Consider the following 13,863-nt stretch of genomic DNA (forward strand, 5'->3'; position numbering starts at 1 on the left):
GGCGATAGTCTGAAGGCATTGATTCGGGCCTGCTCGGTGCCCGGCGGCTCGACGCCGGGCAGGCCCCGGGATGAGCGCACTGCCCGAGCACCTTCACGCACGAGACCCGCGATCGAGGGGGCCTCGTCGGGCCGTTCGAGGGCCCAGCGCCGAGCCCGTGAGCCCGGCCGGGGCAGGCGAGCCCGTCCTGGTCAAGCCCCGTCCGGGACGTGGCGGCGCCGCCTGAGCGCCGCCGCCACGAACGAGGCGACCAGCGGCCTGTGGTCCCGCTCGTTCCAGGCGAGCACGAGGCGGCTGGGCGGCGCGTCGCTCACCGGGACGCCGACCAGGCCGTCCGGCACCGGTTCGACGAGCGAGCGAGGCAGCACGCCGATCATCCGGCCGACCGTGACCATGTGGAACAGTTGCAGTGCGTCGGCGGCCTCGGGGCCGGTGCCGTTGCCGCCGGGCACGCCCTTCCAGGGCGGCAGCGTCTCGCCGTCCAGATCGGTCAGCCGCACCGAAGAGCGCCCGGCCAGCCGGTGCCCGGACGGGACGATGGCCACGCGGTCTTCGAGGTGGAGCGTCTCGTGGGCCAGGCCGTCGAGGTCGTCGAGGTCGTCGAGGTCGTCGAGGTCGTCGAGGTCGTCGAACGGCGAGTACAGCAGCCCGACGTCGGCGCATGACACACGTTAGAGCGGACCGCGACACCTCACGCGCGCTGGATTCGATCCGGGAAGAGATGCAGGCGGCGATGTCCGACCATGGCTCCTAGCGGGGCCGGTCTGGTTTCGCGGCCTTCCTGAGGAGGGGCTCTGCTGGGAGCGGCGGATTTCCGAGCTCGCCGGGACGGGCGGCAATTTCCCGGACACGCTCCAGATCGTGGCTTGGCGCGGCCACGTGGAGGAGGTCCTGGCCTGGCTGCGGGCCCGCGCCGCATCAGGCCGAAACGACGCCTCGGAGCTCATGGCCCGCGCCCTGCGTGACGCAGGGCGCGGGCCATGAGGCGATCATCTGGTACCGGCGGGCCGGAGCCGAGACGCAGTGACCTCGGCGGATGGCTCGCCTATCGGTGGGGCGGGTGGGGCCCGGCCTGGTGGACCGTGATCGCGGTCTCCACCGAAGGGTAGATCGGGATGATCCGGGTGAAGCCGGTGGTCCGCAGGACCTGGCGGACGCGCTGGTTCACCGCGGCGACGGCGATCGTGCCTCGGTGAGTCGTGCCTCGGTGAACGGTGCGGTCGCCGGCATCTGCGCGGTCTGAGGGTTGCAGGAGGCGGTGGAGCCCGGCCAGCACGCTGAGCCCGTTGGAGTCGACGAACTCGACGCGGGCGAAGTCCAGGATGAGGTGGTCGGCGCCGTCACCGATCAGAGCGGCCAGGTGGCCGCGCAGCTGGGCGGCCGAGGCGACGTCCAGGTCACCGGTCAACGCCACGATCGCCAGGCCGGCACCCGCGGGCGGGAATCGGCTTTCCACGCTCAACGTCATGACGCCCCCGGGCCGGTCGGCATCGCGGCGTCCCCCGCGGTGGGCTGCGCGATGCGGCGCAGGGCGTGCCGGAGGGTGGGACTGACGCCGATGTGGGCGTCCAGTCCGGTGCGGGCCAGGATCCGGCGGCACACCTCGGGCGGCCGTGCCACGACCAGGTCCCCGCCGCGGGCGCGGACCGACTTCCAGAGCGCGACCAGGGCGTTCAGGCCGGAGGAGTCGCAGAAGGTCACCTGGTCCAGGTCCAGCACGATCCGCAGGCGGGCGAGCGACGCCGCCGCCGAGATCGCCTGGTCGCGCAGCGCGTCGGCGGTGAACACGTCGATCTCTCCGTGAACGTGCACCATCGTGCATCCCGGGGCGCGTTCGGTCCGGATCCGCAACCGGCCTTGCGGTGCCCCTTGTGAGGGAGCGGACGTCTGTGTCATCCCCGCTTCACCTCCCGTGTTGCCGGACTGCCTACCCGCCCGTAACCGGACCACTCGCGATCAACGAAGACAAACACTCAATGTGATCTACGAAACTCTGCAGTGATCGAGGTAGATTTTCGAGGGAGAGATGGGTACTGTTCCTGTCATCGAAGAGAGACAAGTCCATGAGAAGCGGCAGAGGACGAACTGCCGGCAGGTATGGATGACACCGGCCGGGCGTGCCGGGGCCGACGCAGTGCAAGGGGCTCCGGCAGCCGGCCGACCCGGTGCCCAGAGGGACATCGGGAGCGGCACAACGCAGGAAACACGCAGTACCGAAACACGCAGTACAGGTAGTGATGTCGAGGAAAGGAGGGTTCGACGCCATCGGGATCGCCCGCTGCAGGCTCCAGTCACGCCGCGCGGGTACCGCAGCTCCACGGATTGGACGGTGGTCTACGGTCACGCATACGCGATCCCCGCGTCCCCGCCCCCGTTCGGGCGGCCGGCGCGGAAGACCGGCTCGTCAGAGCCGGTAGGTGGTGTTGTACCTCTGGGCCCCGGTGCCGCAGTCCGGCACCGGGGCCCCTGTTGTCGTCGCTGCCGACCAACGGCAGTACGGAAGGTTCAGTGAACGCATCCCAGCCGGCCCGGGCCGGCGACCGGCAGGACCAGCAGCACCCCCAAGCAATCGGGCAGGACCCCTCCGGCGGCCTCGAGGGCAAGTTCGACGATGAGGACTACCCGGCCTACAGCATGGGCCGCGCCGCCGAGATGCTGGGCGTCACCCCGGCGTTCCTCCGCAGCCTGGACACCGCCCGGCTGATCGTCCCGCAACGCTCGTCCGGCGGGCACCGCCGCTACTCCCGCTACCAGCTCCGCCTGGCGCAACGCGCCCGCGACCTGATCGACGAAGGAACCGCACTGGAGGCGGCCTGCCGCATCATCATCCTGGAAGACCAACTCGCCGAAGCCAGACGAATCAACGCCGAACTACAGCAGCATCGTCCGCCGCAGAACCCACCTCAGGCCCCGGCGTAGACAAGGGTTCAGCCGCCGACGTCGATCGGGCGGACAATCAGGCAGGCATCGGAACCGGCGCCCGCCGGCGCGCCGATCCTCCAGCCACCCTGGGCGCCGGCTACAGCCCGCTCACCCGCTAGGACGGTGGGGTCGGTCAGCCCGCCGAACTCCAGAACCCGACCGATGGCCGGCCGCGCGTTGCGGACCTGCAGGACCGCGCCCTTGCGGCGCAGCTGCTTGCGAGCCCAGATCATGACCGACAGGCCGGTGCAGTCGATCAACTCCAGCCCGGACGGCTCCAGCACCAGGACCCTGGGACAGTCGGCCAACGCCCCCGCCCACTCGGGCGCGGAACCAGTCCTGGCCGGACATGTCCAGCTCGCCCACCAGCAGCATCAGTGTCGTCTACCAAGGCAGCGCTACTGCCGCTGCGCTCCTCATCCGGCTTCGCTCGTGAGGAAGGAGGACCTACGCCGGCTCGCGCAGCCGGTCGAGGCGCTCGTGCTGGGCCGGGGTGAGACGGAGGTCTGCCGCCGCGAGGTTCTCCTCCAGGTGGTCGATCCGGGTGGTGCCCGGGATCGGGAGGATGACCGGCGAACGGCCGAGAAGCCAGGCGAGCGCGACCTGAGTGGGCGTGGCGCCGATCTCGGCCGCCACGGCGGCGATCTCGGCCTGCGCGCCCGACGCCCCTGCAGCAACGGGCCGCCACGGCAAGAAGGCGATGCCCGCCGCCTCGCAGGCCGTGAGCACGGGCTCGTGCTCACGGTCGAGCAGGTTGTAGCGGTTCTGCACGCTCGCGATGTTGATGATCTGGCGTGCCTGGTCCAGCTCGGTGACGGTGACCTCAGACAGTCCGATGCGGCCGAGCTTGCCTTCGGTCTGAAGGTCCTGCAGCGTGCCGAGCTGGTCGGCAAGAGGTGTCATGGGATCGATGCGGTGCAGCTGGAGCAGCTCGATCCGCTCAACGCGAAGCCGGCGGAGGGCCTGTTCGACCTGAGCGCGTAGAACGGCCGGCCGGCCGTCCAGTCCCCACTCGCCTGAGGAGGCCGATCGTGCAACGCCGATCTTGGTGGTGATGAGAAGCTCGTCCGGGTAGGGGTGCAGGGCCTCAGCGAGGAGTTCCTCGTTGGCGCCCCCGCCGTACAGGTGGGCGGTGTCGATCAGCGTGACGCCCAACTCGACAGCCCGGCGGGCGACCGCAAGGGATGCCTGGCGGTCGGAGGCTGGCTCGGCCGGCAGGTGCATGGCTCCGAACCCGAGCCGCCGCACACTCAGATCCCCGCCGATGAGAAAAGTGGTCGATGCCATCTGCTCTCTTCATCTCCCTCGCTCAAGGGGAAACGTTAACAGCGCAGTTGGCCATGACCCCGGTGCACCAGCGAGGCCGACCGTTCACCATGATCAGAACAGAGGCCATTGACCGAAGAGCCACAGCCTAGGGCTCCGCAGCATTCTCATGACCGCTCCGTGGCGTTCGAAGACGCCCGCGACGATCCGCACGGCGCGCCCGGCGGCGGCCAGTGCGTCCAACTCTCTCCAGGGAACGTCCGTAAAGGTCTTCTCCCGGTCGGTGGCCAGTTCGGCGGTGATCCGTGCGGCAATTGGCCCGCCAGAGCGCTTCCTTACTTGTGGACCTGAAGATCCTCAGACGGGCTCGACAGCGGCGCGGGGGTAGGGGCCCGGGTCAGGCGATCGACAGGAACGCGAACGCGGACGAGCGCTGGGTCTCGCGCTCGTCCATGAACCGTTCGCGAGCGTCGACGGTCATCGGGCCACGCCGGAACGGGCGAACGCACGCGGTCAGCAGCACTTCCCGGCGGGATCGAGCGGCGTGTTCCCATTCGGCGGTGACGTGCGTGCTCGAGGCCAGGTGCTCATCGTCGCCCCAGCGGAGCTCGACGAAATGGCCGGGGTTCACCACGACCCGCGCGGTCGTCGTCGTGAGCTGGTCGGGAGCGTGCAGCATCTCCCCGACGTGCAGGCCGTGGGCCTTCAGGAGCGCGGCCATACCGAGAATCGCGGCGCTGACGCCGCGGTCTGTGCCGCCGGTGGTGTAGAGCAGCAGGAACGGGTAGTCGCCGCTGTCTTCGGGGGACGGGCCGACCCATCCGGTCAGAGCGATCCCACCGAATTCACGCGGGTCGATTACAGGGTCGTTGGCTCTCGGGGACATCGTCTGATCTTATGAGCCCTCGCCGGGGTCGGGCCTGCTCTATCGTGAACGGCCATGACTCCCGACGCGGCCGGCGTTGACGCGCCCGCTAGCGACCCCGTGGAGCTCGCGCTCTGTCTCGCGGAGCGGCTCCTTCCTACCGCAGGTCGTAGGTGCGGGTCACGGCGGTCAGGTCGCCGTCCTCACGCGTGGAGGGCACCAGATCGCGCGGCGGCGGCACGAAGCCGGGCACGGTCGTGAGACCGGTCGTCTCCGCGATCGCGGTGAGCCGCCGGCCGCCCGGTACCCGCACGCTGATCGAGGCGCCGCCGGCGGGGAGGCCGCGGAAGCGGACCTCGCCCGGCCAGGTCTTGGGTCGTGTCCCGTCGACCGCCACCCGTGCGGGCCTGGAGCCCGGTACAGCCGCTGACGCCTCGGTGATCGGGCGGTCGAAGCGCAGCGTCACCGAGCGGGCGCCGCGTCCGGCCCTCACCCGCAGCCGGACGAGGTCGCCGTCGCGGGAGACGATCTGGACCCTGGGCCCGGCCGCCCGCATCGGCTGAGCCGGACCCGTCCACCGCAGGTTGCGCGCGTATCCGGGCGGGAGCCCGCCCTGGTCGTGGCCGGACACGTACCGCCGGGTCCAGGAACCGGGATCCGCGTCACCGCTCACCCAGTGCGCGGTGCCGCTGTCGGCGTTCATCACGTAGGCCAGGTGGGTGCGGCGGGGGCGCGTCTGGTCGTAGGTCTCGGCGGTCATCCCGGTCACGGCAAGCGCGACGGCGAGCGCGAGGGCCGACGGCACGGCGAGCGCGGCCCGCCGCTCGGGCAGAACGAGTTCGGCGAGGGGAAGCAGCGTTAGCCCGAACAGTGCCAGCGCCAGTGCGGGCACGCCCGCCAGCGCGAGCCCCATGCCGTCGAAGGCCGCCTGCGCCCACGCGGGCAGCAGCAATCCGGGGACAACGAGCCCGAGCATCAGCGCCGCAAGCCGCCCGCGTGGCAGCAGGACGGCACCGAGGCCGCCCAGCGCGCACGCTAGAGCGGGCAGCGTGCACAGGAACGCGGCGCCCGGCGCGGCCCACGTGAGCAGGACGCCCAAACCCGTCGGCCAGGCGAGCGCGCCGACCGCGAGCGCAGCCGGGCCGAGCCTCCGGCGCAGCGGGACGTACCACAGCGACAGCGCGAGCACGGCCAGCGCGGCGACGGCGGCCCGGTAGGGCACCGGCCGGTGCAGCAGGCCGCCCATCGTGTCGTAGTCGGGGCGCACGCCCGCCAGGACGCTCCACAGCACCTGTGCCAGTACGGCCGCCAGCAGCAGCGGCAGGATCGCGGACACCGCAGCGATCAGCATGCGCGGCAGGCTCGCGAGCCGCCGTTTCCGCACTGCCGCGACCAGCCCGCCGAACGCCAGGACCGACAGGACGGTCAGCACCGGCACCAGCGCCCCCGGGTAGGTCACCATCACCCCGGGCAGCCGGAAGTAGGTCGCGTCGCCCCGCCCCTCCAGGTCGGCCAGATCGGTGTTCCCGAGCGTGCGGGTGAGGGCGAGCATGGTGGCGCCGTGGTGCTGGAGGCTGCCCCGATCGAGGTTGCCGATTGAGTCCGTGGCCGTGTGGTAGTGGGAACCGCGCTGGATCCAGGCGAAGTTCATGCCGCGGAACCCGGCCTCGGACAGCGGGGTGAAGTCGGTGTTGTTCGGCAGCATCCGGTAGAGCTCGACCATCGAGGAGTCACCGTGCGGCCTCGGCGCCGCGTCCGCGAACGCGCTGACCAGCCGGGCATTGTTCCGGGTCGTCTCGAACATCAGCGTGGGCCCGCCCGCCCCACGCGCTTCGAAGTTGAGGAGCACGCCCTTGGCCCGGCCGAGCGGATGCTCCCGGACGAACGCCTCGGCGCCGAGCACGCCGTCCTCCTCCCCGTCCGACAGCAGCAGGACCAGGTCGTTGCGCAGCGGGCCGCGCTCCCGCAGCGCGCGGGCAGTCTCCAGGATCGCGGCCACGGCCGCACCGTCGTCGGACGCGCCGGGCCCCATCGCCGCGGAGTCGTAGTGCGCGGCCAGCATGATCGTCCCGGTGGGGTCGCTGCCCGGGAGCGTGGCGACCACGTTCTCCACCCGCCCGAACGTCGCCAGCCCCGCCCCCGAGGAGGCACCGACCGCACGCTGCACCTGCACGCCGAACCCTTCGGTGCGCAGGCGCTCGACGAGGTAGTCGCGTGTCCTCGCGCTCGCCGCACTGCCGATCGGCCGCGGTTCGGTGGCGAACCGGCCGAGGTGGCCGAGGGCTCGCGCGGCACTGAACTCGTCCGCCCGAGCGTCCACAGGCAGCGGGCGCGGTGGGCCGTCCGCCGTCGTCGCGGCGAACACGACCACGCCGAGGGCCAGCAATCCGAGAACGCCGGCGAGTACGCGGCGTGGTGCGTCGAGCAATTTCTCCGTCACGCGACCCGACGCTAGGCCCGCCCGCACGGGCCCGGAATGGGGTGCGCAACCCCGTCGGGCTGCGGTTTTCCGCACCCCTTTCTTGTTGACCCTCTCAAGGTGCGGATCGAACCGGCGGCGATGTCCAGGGGGCGCACTTGCCGAGGTGGAGCCGGGCGGCGGTCGCCGAGCTGACCGACCATGCGCGCGGGGAGCGTCATCCGGCCCGGGTGGTGCACGGGGCCACGATGCGGGTCAACCCGGTGCGGCCAGTGCCGGGGGCCGCTCCTGCTCGTCGGGCCGGGGGCGGTCGGGCCCGCGGGCGTGCTCGTCGCCGCTGGTCCTGGAGTTCGCCGGGGTCGTGCGGGTGATGACGCGCGGGCCGAGCGCGACCAGGGTCACCTCGGCGAGCGCGACGCCGCCGAACTCTTGGCGCTTGTCAGCGGTCGGGGACGACCTGCGGGAAACGGCTCACCCATCGGCGCTGCCAAGGGGTTTCCACGGCTTTGGGGTGATGGTGCGCGCGGGCCCAGTCGGTCGCGTCGGCGGCGTCCACCCCGGACAGGATGGCCAGGCAGGCGATGACCGTGCCCGTGCGGCCGACGCCGCCGCCGCACGCGACCTCGGCCGACAGACCGGAACGCGCCTGTTCGTGCAGGTGATGGATCTGCCGGACGGCCTCGTCGGAGTCGCGGGGCAGCAGGAAGTCGGGCCAGTCGATCCAGACGTGGGGCCAGGACAGCGCGGCCTCGTGGCGGCGGCGCAACCGGCCGGACCCGAGGTAGAGGCCGACGTCGGGCCTGGGCCCTTCGGGCAGCGGACGGCGCAGGCCGCGGCCGCGGATGTAGGTTCCGTCGGGCAGGCGGACGGCCCCCTGCAGCAGGGAAGTGTTCATCGGATCAGGCCCCTTTCATGGTGGCGTGCGCGGTGGTTGGCGACGTTGACGCGGTTGCCGCACAGGTCGGGCATGCAGTAGAGGCGCCTTCCGGCCCGGCTGATGTCGGCGAACACGCCTCGGCAGCCAGGGGCCGCACACGGACGGAAACGCCGGTGCCCCAGCGTTCGCACGACGCCCAGAATGCCGATGGCGACAAGCGCGGCGAGTTCGTCGGCGAGGCCGGCTCCCGGCGCGGTGGGGATCAGCCATTCCCAATGGCCCGTGTCCCGCCGTTCCAGCGTCGGGGCCAGCCCGGCGCGGCGGATCAGCACGGTCGCGCCCGCGACCGCCTGGCCGGCGGTCTCGGTCTCGATGATCCCCCGCACCTCGCGGCGCAGGAAGTGCACCTGCCGGACATCCTCGTCGGTGAGCGGGCCCTCGCGTCGCAGCCGGTGCTCGGCGAGGAAGGCCGCCAGCGCGATCGGATCGGGCAGCGTGTCTCCGCTGGTCCGCACGGTGGGCGAGGTGGCTACCAGATCGTTGGCGACCACCATCCCCCAACTGTAGTCATCAATGGGGATCTTCACGACACCTCCAGGTAATGGTCATAGTAGCGCTATAACCCTTACTCGGTGCCGGCTCTGGGCGAGGCCGCCGAGACTGCAGCCCGGGCGAACAGCCTCCAGCGGCTCATCCAGTACGAGCGGCCCCGGCGCGTGTAGCAGCACTGTGGCCAGACCGATCTTCTTGCGCATGCCGGTCGAGTACTCCAGCCGTTCGGGCATGGACAGCCCGTCGGGCAGCGCGCCGATCAGCTCCTTGGCCCGCGCGATGTCGGCCCACACATCGCGGCCGAAGATCTCGGCCCGCCCGCCGTCGGGGCGCGGCAGCCCGACCGCCATCGACAGGGCCGTCGTCGGAGGCCGGATCTTGACCGAAAACGAGAACACGTTACAGTTTCTGCCATGACCGCAGTCACTTGGGACGCGCCGGACGGCGACCACCCCGCGCGCCGGGCGGTACGCGCGGCGATGGCCGCAGCCGCCGGTGGGCGCAAGCAGGAGTGGCTCGCGCTGTTCGGCCCGGACGCCGTCATCGAGGACCCCGTCGGCCCCTCGATGCTCGATCCCGAGGGCAAGGGGCACCGGGGGCCGGACGGGATCGAGCGGTTCTGGGACGAGAACATCGCCCGGGTGCGCAAGTTCCACTTCCGGGTGAGCGACTCATTCGCCAACGGCCCCGCCTGCGCCAACGTCGTCACCATCACCGCGACGCTGGACGGCGGGACCACCATGACGATCGACTGCCTGACCGTCTACACCGTCGATGACGACGGCCTGATCACCTCGTTCCGCGCCCACTGGGAGCCGGATCGCGTGATGGCCTCCCTGACCTCGCCCTAGGTCAGGCTCCTGCCCGCTGACCACACCGCCGGTGTGGTGTGTTCGACGCCGAGAAGCTGACGCGGTGGCCAGCAGGCGAGGTGACGCACGCCGAACGTCGCCCCGATCGGGTGCGGGTGGTCTATTCGGTGATCCCGGCGTAGGCGATCACCTTTGTGGGGCGGAGCCGGACGACGACCTCGCCGGGTACCCCGTTGCGCTTGCCGAGTTCCCCGGCCTGGTCCGGACCTGCGTACCTGGCGCCGGCTCGGGTGGCGACATCGACCAGCTCGTCCAGGTCCTCGCTCAAGGTCACCTCGCCGCGGGCCTCGACGTAGGCGAAGGGCGGGGCGTCGTCGTCGACGCACAGCGCCGCGCGCGGATCACGCCGCAGGTTGCGCGTCTTCGCCGCTTGGCCGTTGGTGGTGAACGCGAACGTTTCGCGGGCGGGCACCGCCCAGCAAGTCAGTGGCCGCTCACCTGGTCCTGGTGCGGTGGCGGGCGGGCACCGACGCTGCGACCAGGTCATAGGACTCCGCGACCAGGTCCTTGACCAGCGTGGCGGTGATCTCCCGGCCCGCGGCCAGGGAGATCCAGTGCCTCTTGTTCAGGTACCGGCCCACCGTGATCGATTCGTGCCGTTGCCGCAGCGACCGCGCATACTCGGGCTCGGCCTTCACGGTGATGATCTGCTCGTGCGGGTCGTCGGTGACGATGAGGAAGACCTTCCCCGCCACTTTGTAGACGTCCAGCTTGTCGGTGAACGGCCGTCCGTGACTGACGCCGGGAAGCTCGCCGGCCGTGCTGCGGGCCAGACTCTGAAGCCGATTGCCGGTGATGGTCATGGCCTACTCACCCGGGGCCGAACCGCGCCGGGTCGACCGGCCGGCGCGACTTGGGCAGATTGGCGACCACCAGCCGGTAGGACTCGATGACCAGCTCCTTCACCAGTTTCTTGTCGATCGAATCGCCCGGAGACAGCGTGATCCAGTGCCGCTTGTTCATGTGATAGCCGGGAGTGATGTCCGCATACGCCTCGCACAAGGCCTGGGCGTCGTCCGGACGCGACTTCAAGATCACCACCGGCCGGCCTGGCGCCTCGGTCACCAACATGAACCATTTGTCCACGACCCTGGCGGCTTCCCAACCGGGCTCGAAGGAATACAGCGTGGTCGCCGGCAACTCCTCAGCCCGCTTCTGCGCCGTGTCCTGCAGAGCCTTCCCGTTCAACGCGGCAACCTCCTCTGCGGTCGCGAGTACGAGCGCGCGGCGTCGGCACGCTCACTGCCCATCGTCCCCCCAACTCCATCACCGAACGCTTCAACAGGCATCTCATCCGCCTTTCAGCCTCATGCCCGGCTGTTGGCGCATCCGCGCGGGGAACGGTCATGTGGGCGTAAAGGACGCTGTCCCTGCCGAAAACCTCGTCCGTCCAGGTCAAGCGGCATGTACGTATTCGTTGAGGGGCCCGCCCAGACGCTGGGTTCTTCGGACGTTCAACTGGGGCGATCTCGTCGGGTTCGGTGATCGGTGAAGGCAGTGGCGTAAGCGGGCGGACCTTGGCGATGCCCTGCTGAGGCCGATGCCGGTTGTAGAAGCTCTCAACCTCGCGGAGGGCATGGAGCAGGTGCGCTGGTCCCAGATCAACGTGCGGTCCAGGAACTCGCGACGGCAGGTCTGCACCCACCGCTCCATCACCGCGTTCATCCTCGGCAACCGCACCCCGGTCAGCACCACCCGGATACCCGCATCGGCCGGGACACCGTCCAACAAGTCAGGGAACTCACCATCGCGGTCGCGGACCAGGAACCGCGCCCGCCAGAACGCTGCTCGGGGGCGGAGTTCCTCGCCGCGTTCACCAGCATCCGACTTTCACCAGAGCCCCGCCGCTTCTACGTCCGCAAGAAGACCGAGGGCAAGCACCACGCCGAAGCGGTCATCGCCCTCGCCCGGCGCCGCGTGAACGTCCTCTGGGCCCTCATACGAGACCGGCGCTGCTACCAGTCGCCCTCCGCTCAGCCCGCCGCTGCTTGACCGCAGACATTGGGAAGTCGCCCTTGCAGCTAGCGGCGGCAAGCACCCGGCGGGCGCAACGGAGAGCCGTTTCAATGCCCCGGCCTGTCGCTGTGGCGGATGCCGGCCCCCTGAGACCTTCAGCATCCCAACCAGGCCAGAGTAGACAGATGGACCAAGCCTTGGCCGTGGATGAGAACACGGGGAACACTCTGACCGCGTTCCTGCCCGCCATAGACGACGCCGCAGTGCCCGACGACGCACCGATGCCGGCAGCGCTAACCGCGGTCTGGTGCGGTCGGCAACTGCTCCTGGTGTTCAATCGCTTCCGCCGGCAATGGGAACTACCAGGCGGCCGGATCGACCCTGGCGAGACACCGCGCCAAGCCGCCATCCGCGAACTCCGTGAGGAAAGCGGCCTGGACCTGCCCGACCTCGCCCTCGCCGGGTACGCACGCTTCCGGCTCACCACCCCGCCGCGCCAGGAATACGCCGCCGTCTACATTGCCGAGGTTCCCGCCCGCCACCATGACTTCGTCCCCAACGACGAGATCAGCGCCATCTGCTGGTGGGACATCACCAAGCCACCGCCGGGCGACACGCAGGTCCTGGACACGACCCTCGCCCATCAGACACGCGTCAATCCCCGGCCCGAGCCGGCCGGCAAGAGGCCTAACGACTGACAAATGGTCCGCCAGGCGACTGACAATCTCTTCGCGCTCAACAACCTGAATTGGCGTTTCCGTTAAGCGCGAAGAGAATGTCAGATGCTTCGGCAGGTCATTTGTCAGTGCTGAACGACCCTGTACGGGCTCCCGCGGAGACGTCGACGTCGCGTCGCCCTCCGCCCGACCCATCCCCATGGCGTCGAGCGCGGAGCAAATGTCAGTCGTTGATGTTGGGTTCGTCTTGGTCACCTTGGACGGTGGTGGCGCGTTCGGTGTTCAGCAGCGTCTCGACGCGGTTCTGGGCGTGCTCCACCGCCTCGGCGAGGTCGCGTTTCATCCTGCGGATGGCGTCGGGATCCACCAGTGAGATGAGACCGGCGTCGATGCCCGCGGTCCGGGCGAAGGAACGGACCCAACCGCGGACCTCGGAGTCGTCGATGGGGAACTCGTAAGAGGGCACCGAACAGAGGGCGCGTTCGAGGTTCTCGGCATGGAAGGAGATGAGCGACAGGTCCTTGATCAGCTCGTTGGAGAAGTCGGCATCGAGGTCGTAGATACGGCGGTGAGCCCGGTCGATGGCGCGGAGGCGGGCCAGGACGCGGCGGGCGGCGCGGCGACGGGTGTGCATGAGCGCGATGGCGTGGGTGCGCTCGCGCAGGGCTCGGTCGAGGACGGGGTCGACGGAGGCGACCTGGTGGGCGATGCCGGTGAGAGTGAGGGCCAGTTCGTGAAGTGCGGAACTTCGGCCGGCGGGAGCGGCGTTCAGCGGTACCTCCTCCGTACGCGGCGGGTCCTGAGCGACGTCATCGGGACCTTCGTCGCGCGTCCTGGCAAACGACCGTCCACAGCTACCGGCCACGCCGAGTTCGGCCTGCGCGCGGTGCTGCGCGACCTCGGCGTCCCCGGCAGCCCGTACGGGCCGTTTCGGCACTGACAGATGATCCATCGAAACGGCTGACATTCTTCCCGCGCTCAACAGTTTCGTCGAGGCGCGGCACTCAGGCGAGACGATCTCGGGGTGAGGTGCTGGGCGTGCGGGGCCGATCAGCCGACCGAGTATCGGGAGCGTGGCCGACGGCGTGATCTGTCACCGACCGCCGACTACCAGGGCATCCCGTCTGCACACCGTTCGGGCACCGGCGGAAGCGGGCGGCCGATCGGACCGAGGCGCAAGAGCCGGCCCGGCGACCGCCCACCCGACCGGTACGTGTGGTGGACGCTGTTCGAAGAACAGCGCGGCCAAGCCCTCACTCTCGGCCAGGTCCTGCTCGCGTGCCTTCTGGAGCTCACCACCACCCGCACCAGCACCAGCACCAGCACCCAGGAGACCCGCGACAACATCACCACCGCCGCCCGGCTGATCTTCCGCTGACGCCGACGATCAAGCGGCCCGCACGAGGCGCTCGCAGGATCGGCCCGCGCAATCGACTGAACCCGGTGGCGGGGAATCG

The 13,863-nt window shown here is 70.2% G+C and carries 18 protein-coding genes and 1 pseudogene; 4 read left to right on the top strand and 15 right to left on the bottom strand.

Annotated features, from left to right (window positions below; all coding sequences use genetic code 11):
* Nucleotides 1-191: 191 nt before the first annotated feature.
* From J4709_RS55445 to J4709_RS07790, 3 genes are all read right to left on the bottom strand, one after another.
* A complete protein-coding gene (locus J4709_RS55445) occupies nucleotides 192-668 on the bottom strand; it encodes a LysR substrate-binding domain-containing protein (RefSeq protein ID WP_208238582.1) in 477 nt (158 codons plus the stop codon).
* Between the two features lie 377 nt (nucleotides 669-1,045).
* Nucleotides 1,046-1,456, bottom strand: a complete 411-nt coding sequence (locus J4709_RS07785) for an STAS domain-containing protein (protein WP_208238584.1) — start codon at nucleotides 1,454-1,456, stop codon at nucleotides 1,046-1,048.
* An 8-nt stretch (nucleotides 1,457-1,464) separates the two neighbouring features.
* Nucleotides 1,465-1,896: an STAS domain-containing protein gene (locus tag J4709_RS07790; protein WP_269757115.1), complete on the bottom strand. Its 432-nt coding sequence runs from the start codon at nucleotides 1,894-1,896 to the stop codon at nucleotides 1,465-1,467.
* 738 nt (nucleotides 1,897-2,634) lie between these two features.
* On the opposite strand from J4709_RS07790, the gene J4709_RS07795 reads away from it, so the two are divergent.
* Nucleotides 2,635-2,919: a MerR family transcriptional regulator gene (locus J4709_RS07795; RefSeq protein ID WP_208239254.1), complete on the top strand. Its 285-nt coding sequence runs from the start codon at nucleotides 2,635-2,637 to the stop codon at nucleotides 2,917-2,919.
* An 8-nt stretch (nucleotides 2,920-2,927) separates the two neighbouring features.
* On the opposite strand, the gene J4709_RS07800 is transcribed toward J4709_RS07795, so the two are convergent.
* The 8 genes and pseudogenes from J4709_RS07800 to J4709_RS07835 all read right to left on the bottom strand — a co-directional run.
* Nucleotides 2,928-3,230 (bottom strand): STAS domain-containing protein, encoded by a 303-nt coding sequence (locus J4709_RS07800; RefSeq protein WP_269757116.1) that lies wholly within the window; start codon nucleotides 3,228-3,230, stop codon nucleotides 2,928-2,930.
* 139 nt (nucleotides 3,231-3,369) lie between these two features.
* Nucleotides 3,370-4,209 carry an aldo/keto reductase gene (locus J4709_RS07805; protein WP_208238590.1) on the bottom strand — a complete coding sequence of 280 codons (840 nt, stop codon included), beginning with the start codon at nucleotides 4,207-4,209 and terminating at the stop codon, nucleotides 3,370-3,372.
* Between the two features lie 376 nt (nucleotides 4,210-4,585).
* A complete protein-coding gene (locus tag J4709_RS07810; protein ID WP_208238592.1) occupies nucleotides 4,586-5,074 on the bottom strand; it encodes a DUF5949 family protein in 489 nt (162 codons plus the stop codon).
* Between the two features lie 136 nt (nucleotides 5,075-5,210).
* Nucleotides 5,211-7,493, bottom strand: a complete 2,283-nt coding sequence (locus J4709_RS07815) for a M28 family peptidase (protein ID WP_307801064.1) — start codon at nucleotides 7,491-7,493, stop codon at nucleotides 5,211-5,213.
* Between the two features lie 234 nt (nucleotides 7,494-7,727).
* Nucleotides 7,728-7,874 carry a hypothetical protein gene (locus J4709_RS07820; RefSeq protein WP_208238596.1) on the bottom strand — a complete coding sequence of 49 codons (147 nt, stop codon included), beginning with the start codon at nucleotides 7,872-7,874 and terminating at the stop codon, nucleotides 7,728-7,730.
* A gap of 37 nt (nucleotides 7,875-7,911) precedes the next feature.
* Nucleotides 7,912-8,367 carry a phosphatase domain-containing protein gene (locus tag J4709_RS07825; RefSeq protein ID WP_208238598.1) on the bottom strand — a complete coding sequence of 152 codons (456 nt, stop codon included), beginning with the start codon at nucleotides 8,365-8,367 and terminating at the stop codon, nucleotides 7,912-7,914.
* Nucleotides 8,364-8,936, bottom strand: a complete 573-nt coding sequence (locus J4709_RS07830) for a CGNR zinc finger domain-containing protein (protein WP_208238600.1) — start codon at nucleotides 8,934-8,936, stop codon at nucleotides 8,364-8,366. The genes J4709_RS07825 and J4709_RS07830 overlap by 4 nt, the downstream gene beginning before the upstream one ends.
* Before the next feature lie 81 nt (nucleotides 8,937-9,017).
* Nucleotides 9,018-9,266: pseudogene (locus tag J4709_RS07835) on the bottom strand (P-loop NTPase family protein); the annotation flags it as partial.
* A gap of 48 nt (nucleotides 9,267-9,314) precedes the next feature.
* Between J4709_RS07835 and J4709_RS07840 the strand changes: the two are divergent.
* Nucleotides 9,315-9,752, top strand: a complete 438-nt coding sequence (locus tag J4709_RS07840; protein WP_208238602.1) for a nuclear transport factor 2 family protein — start codon at nucleotides 9,315-9,317, stop codon at nucleotides 9,750-9,752.
* A 121-nt stretch (nucleotides 9,753-9,873) separates the two neighbouring features.
* Here the strand turns inward: J4709_RS07840 and J4709_RS07845 are convergent, their stop codons facing one another.
* Genes J4709_RS07845 through J4709_RS07855 form a run of 3 tightly spaced genes read right to left on the bottom strand, consistent with a single transcriptional unit; the run spans nucleotide 9,874 to nucleotide 10,961 of the window.
* On the bottom strand, nucleotides 9,874-10,185 hold the full coding sequence (locus J4709_RS07845) for a PPOX class F420-dependent oxidoreductase (RefSeq protein ID WP_208238604.1): 312 nt from the start codon (nucleotides 10,183-10,185) through the stop codon (nucleotides 9,874-9,876).
* Nucleotides 10,186-10,207: 22 nt separating this feature from the next.
* A complete protein-coding gene (locus tag J4709_RS07850) occupies nucleotides 10,208-10,576 on the bottom strand; it encodes an MmcQ/YjbR family DNA-binding protein (protein ID WP_208238606.1) in 369 nt (122 codons plus the stop codon).
* A 7-nt stretch (nucleotides 10,577-10,583) separates the two neighbouring features.
* Nucleotides 10,584-10,961, bottom strand: coding sequence for an MmcQ/YjbR family DNA-binding protein (locus tag J4709_RS07855; protein WP_208238608.1), 378 nt, complete (start codon nucleotides 10,959-10,961; stop codon nucleotides 10,584-10,586).
* 953 nt (nucleotides 10,962-11,914) lie between these two features.
* On the opposite strand from J4709_RS07855, the gene J4709_RS07860 reads away from it, so the two are divergent.
* Nucleotides 11,915-12,427: an NUDIX hydrolase gene (locus tag J4709_RS07860; protein WP_208238610.1), complete on the top strand. Its 513-nt coding sequence runs from the start codon at nucleotides 11,915-11,917 to the stop codon at nucleotides 12,425-12,427.
* A 202-nt stretch (nucleotides 12,428-12,629) separates the two neighbouring features.
* On the opposite strand, the gene J4709_RS07865 is transcribed toward J4709_RS07860, so the two are convergent.
* The gene (locus tag J4709_RS07865; protein ID WP_208238612.1) at nucleotides 12,630-13,343 is read right to left on the bottom strand and encodes a hypothetical protein; all 714 of its coding nucleotides are present in this window, start codon (nucleotides 13,341-13,343) and stop codon (nucleotides 12,630-12,632) included.
* Nucleotides 13,344-13,619: 276 nt separating this feature from the next.
* Between J4709_RS07865 and J4709_RS07870 the strand changes: the two genes are divergently transcribed.
* Entirely contained in the window at nucleotides 13,620-13,784 is a 165-nt protein-coding gene (locus J4709_RS07870; protein WP_208238613.1) for a hypothetical protein, read from the top strand.
* Nucleotides 13,785-13,863 lie beyond the last annotated feature (79 nt).

This window comes from Actinomadura violacea (assembly GCF_017573465.1).
GTDB classification, from domain to species: Bacteria; Actinomycetota; Actinomycetes; order Streptosporangiales; family Streptosporangiaceae; genus Spirillospora; species Spirillospora violacea.

Excerpts from the sequence above, each read along its gene's own strand:
- J4709_RS07790 (WP_269757115.1), bottom strand. The coding sequence starts at position 1,896 with ATGACACAGACGTCCGCTCCCTCACAAGGGGCACCGCAAGGCCGGTTG.
- J4709_RS07795 (WP_208239254.1), top strand. The coding sequence starts at position 2,635 with ATGGGCCGCGCCGCCGAGATGCTGGGCGTCACCCCGGCGTTCCTCCGC.
- J4709_RS07805 (WP_208238590.1), bottom strand. The coding sequence starts at position 4,209 with ATGGCATCGACCACTTTTCTCATCGGCGGGGATCTGAGTGTGCGGCGG.
- J4709_RS07810 (WP_208238592.1), bottom strand. The coding sequence starts at position 5,074 with ATGTCCCCGAGAGCCAACGACCCTGTAATCGACCCGCGTGAATTCGGT.
- J4709_RS07825 (WP_208238598.1), bottom strand. The coding sequence starts at position 8,367 with ATGAACACTTCCCTGCTGCAGGGGGCCGTCCGCCTGCCCGACGGAACC.
- J4709_RS07840 (WP_208238602.1), top strand. The coding sequence starts at position 9,315 with ATGACCGCAGTCACTTGGGACGCGCCGGACGGCGACCACCCCGCGCGC.
- J4709_RS07850 (WP_208238606.1), bottom strand. The coding sequence starts at position 10,576 with ATGACCATCACCGGCAATCGGCTTCAGAGTCTGGCCCGCAGCACGGCC.
- J4709_RS07860 (WP_208238610.1), top strand. The coding sequence starts at position 11,915 with ATGGACCAAGCCTTGGCCGTGGATGAGAACACGGGGAACACTCTGACC.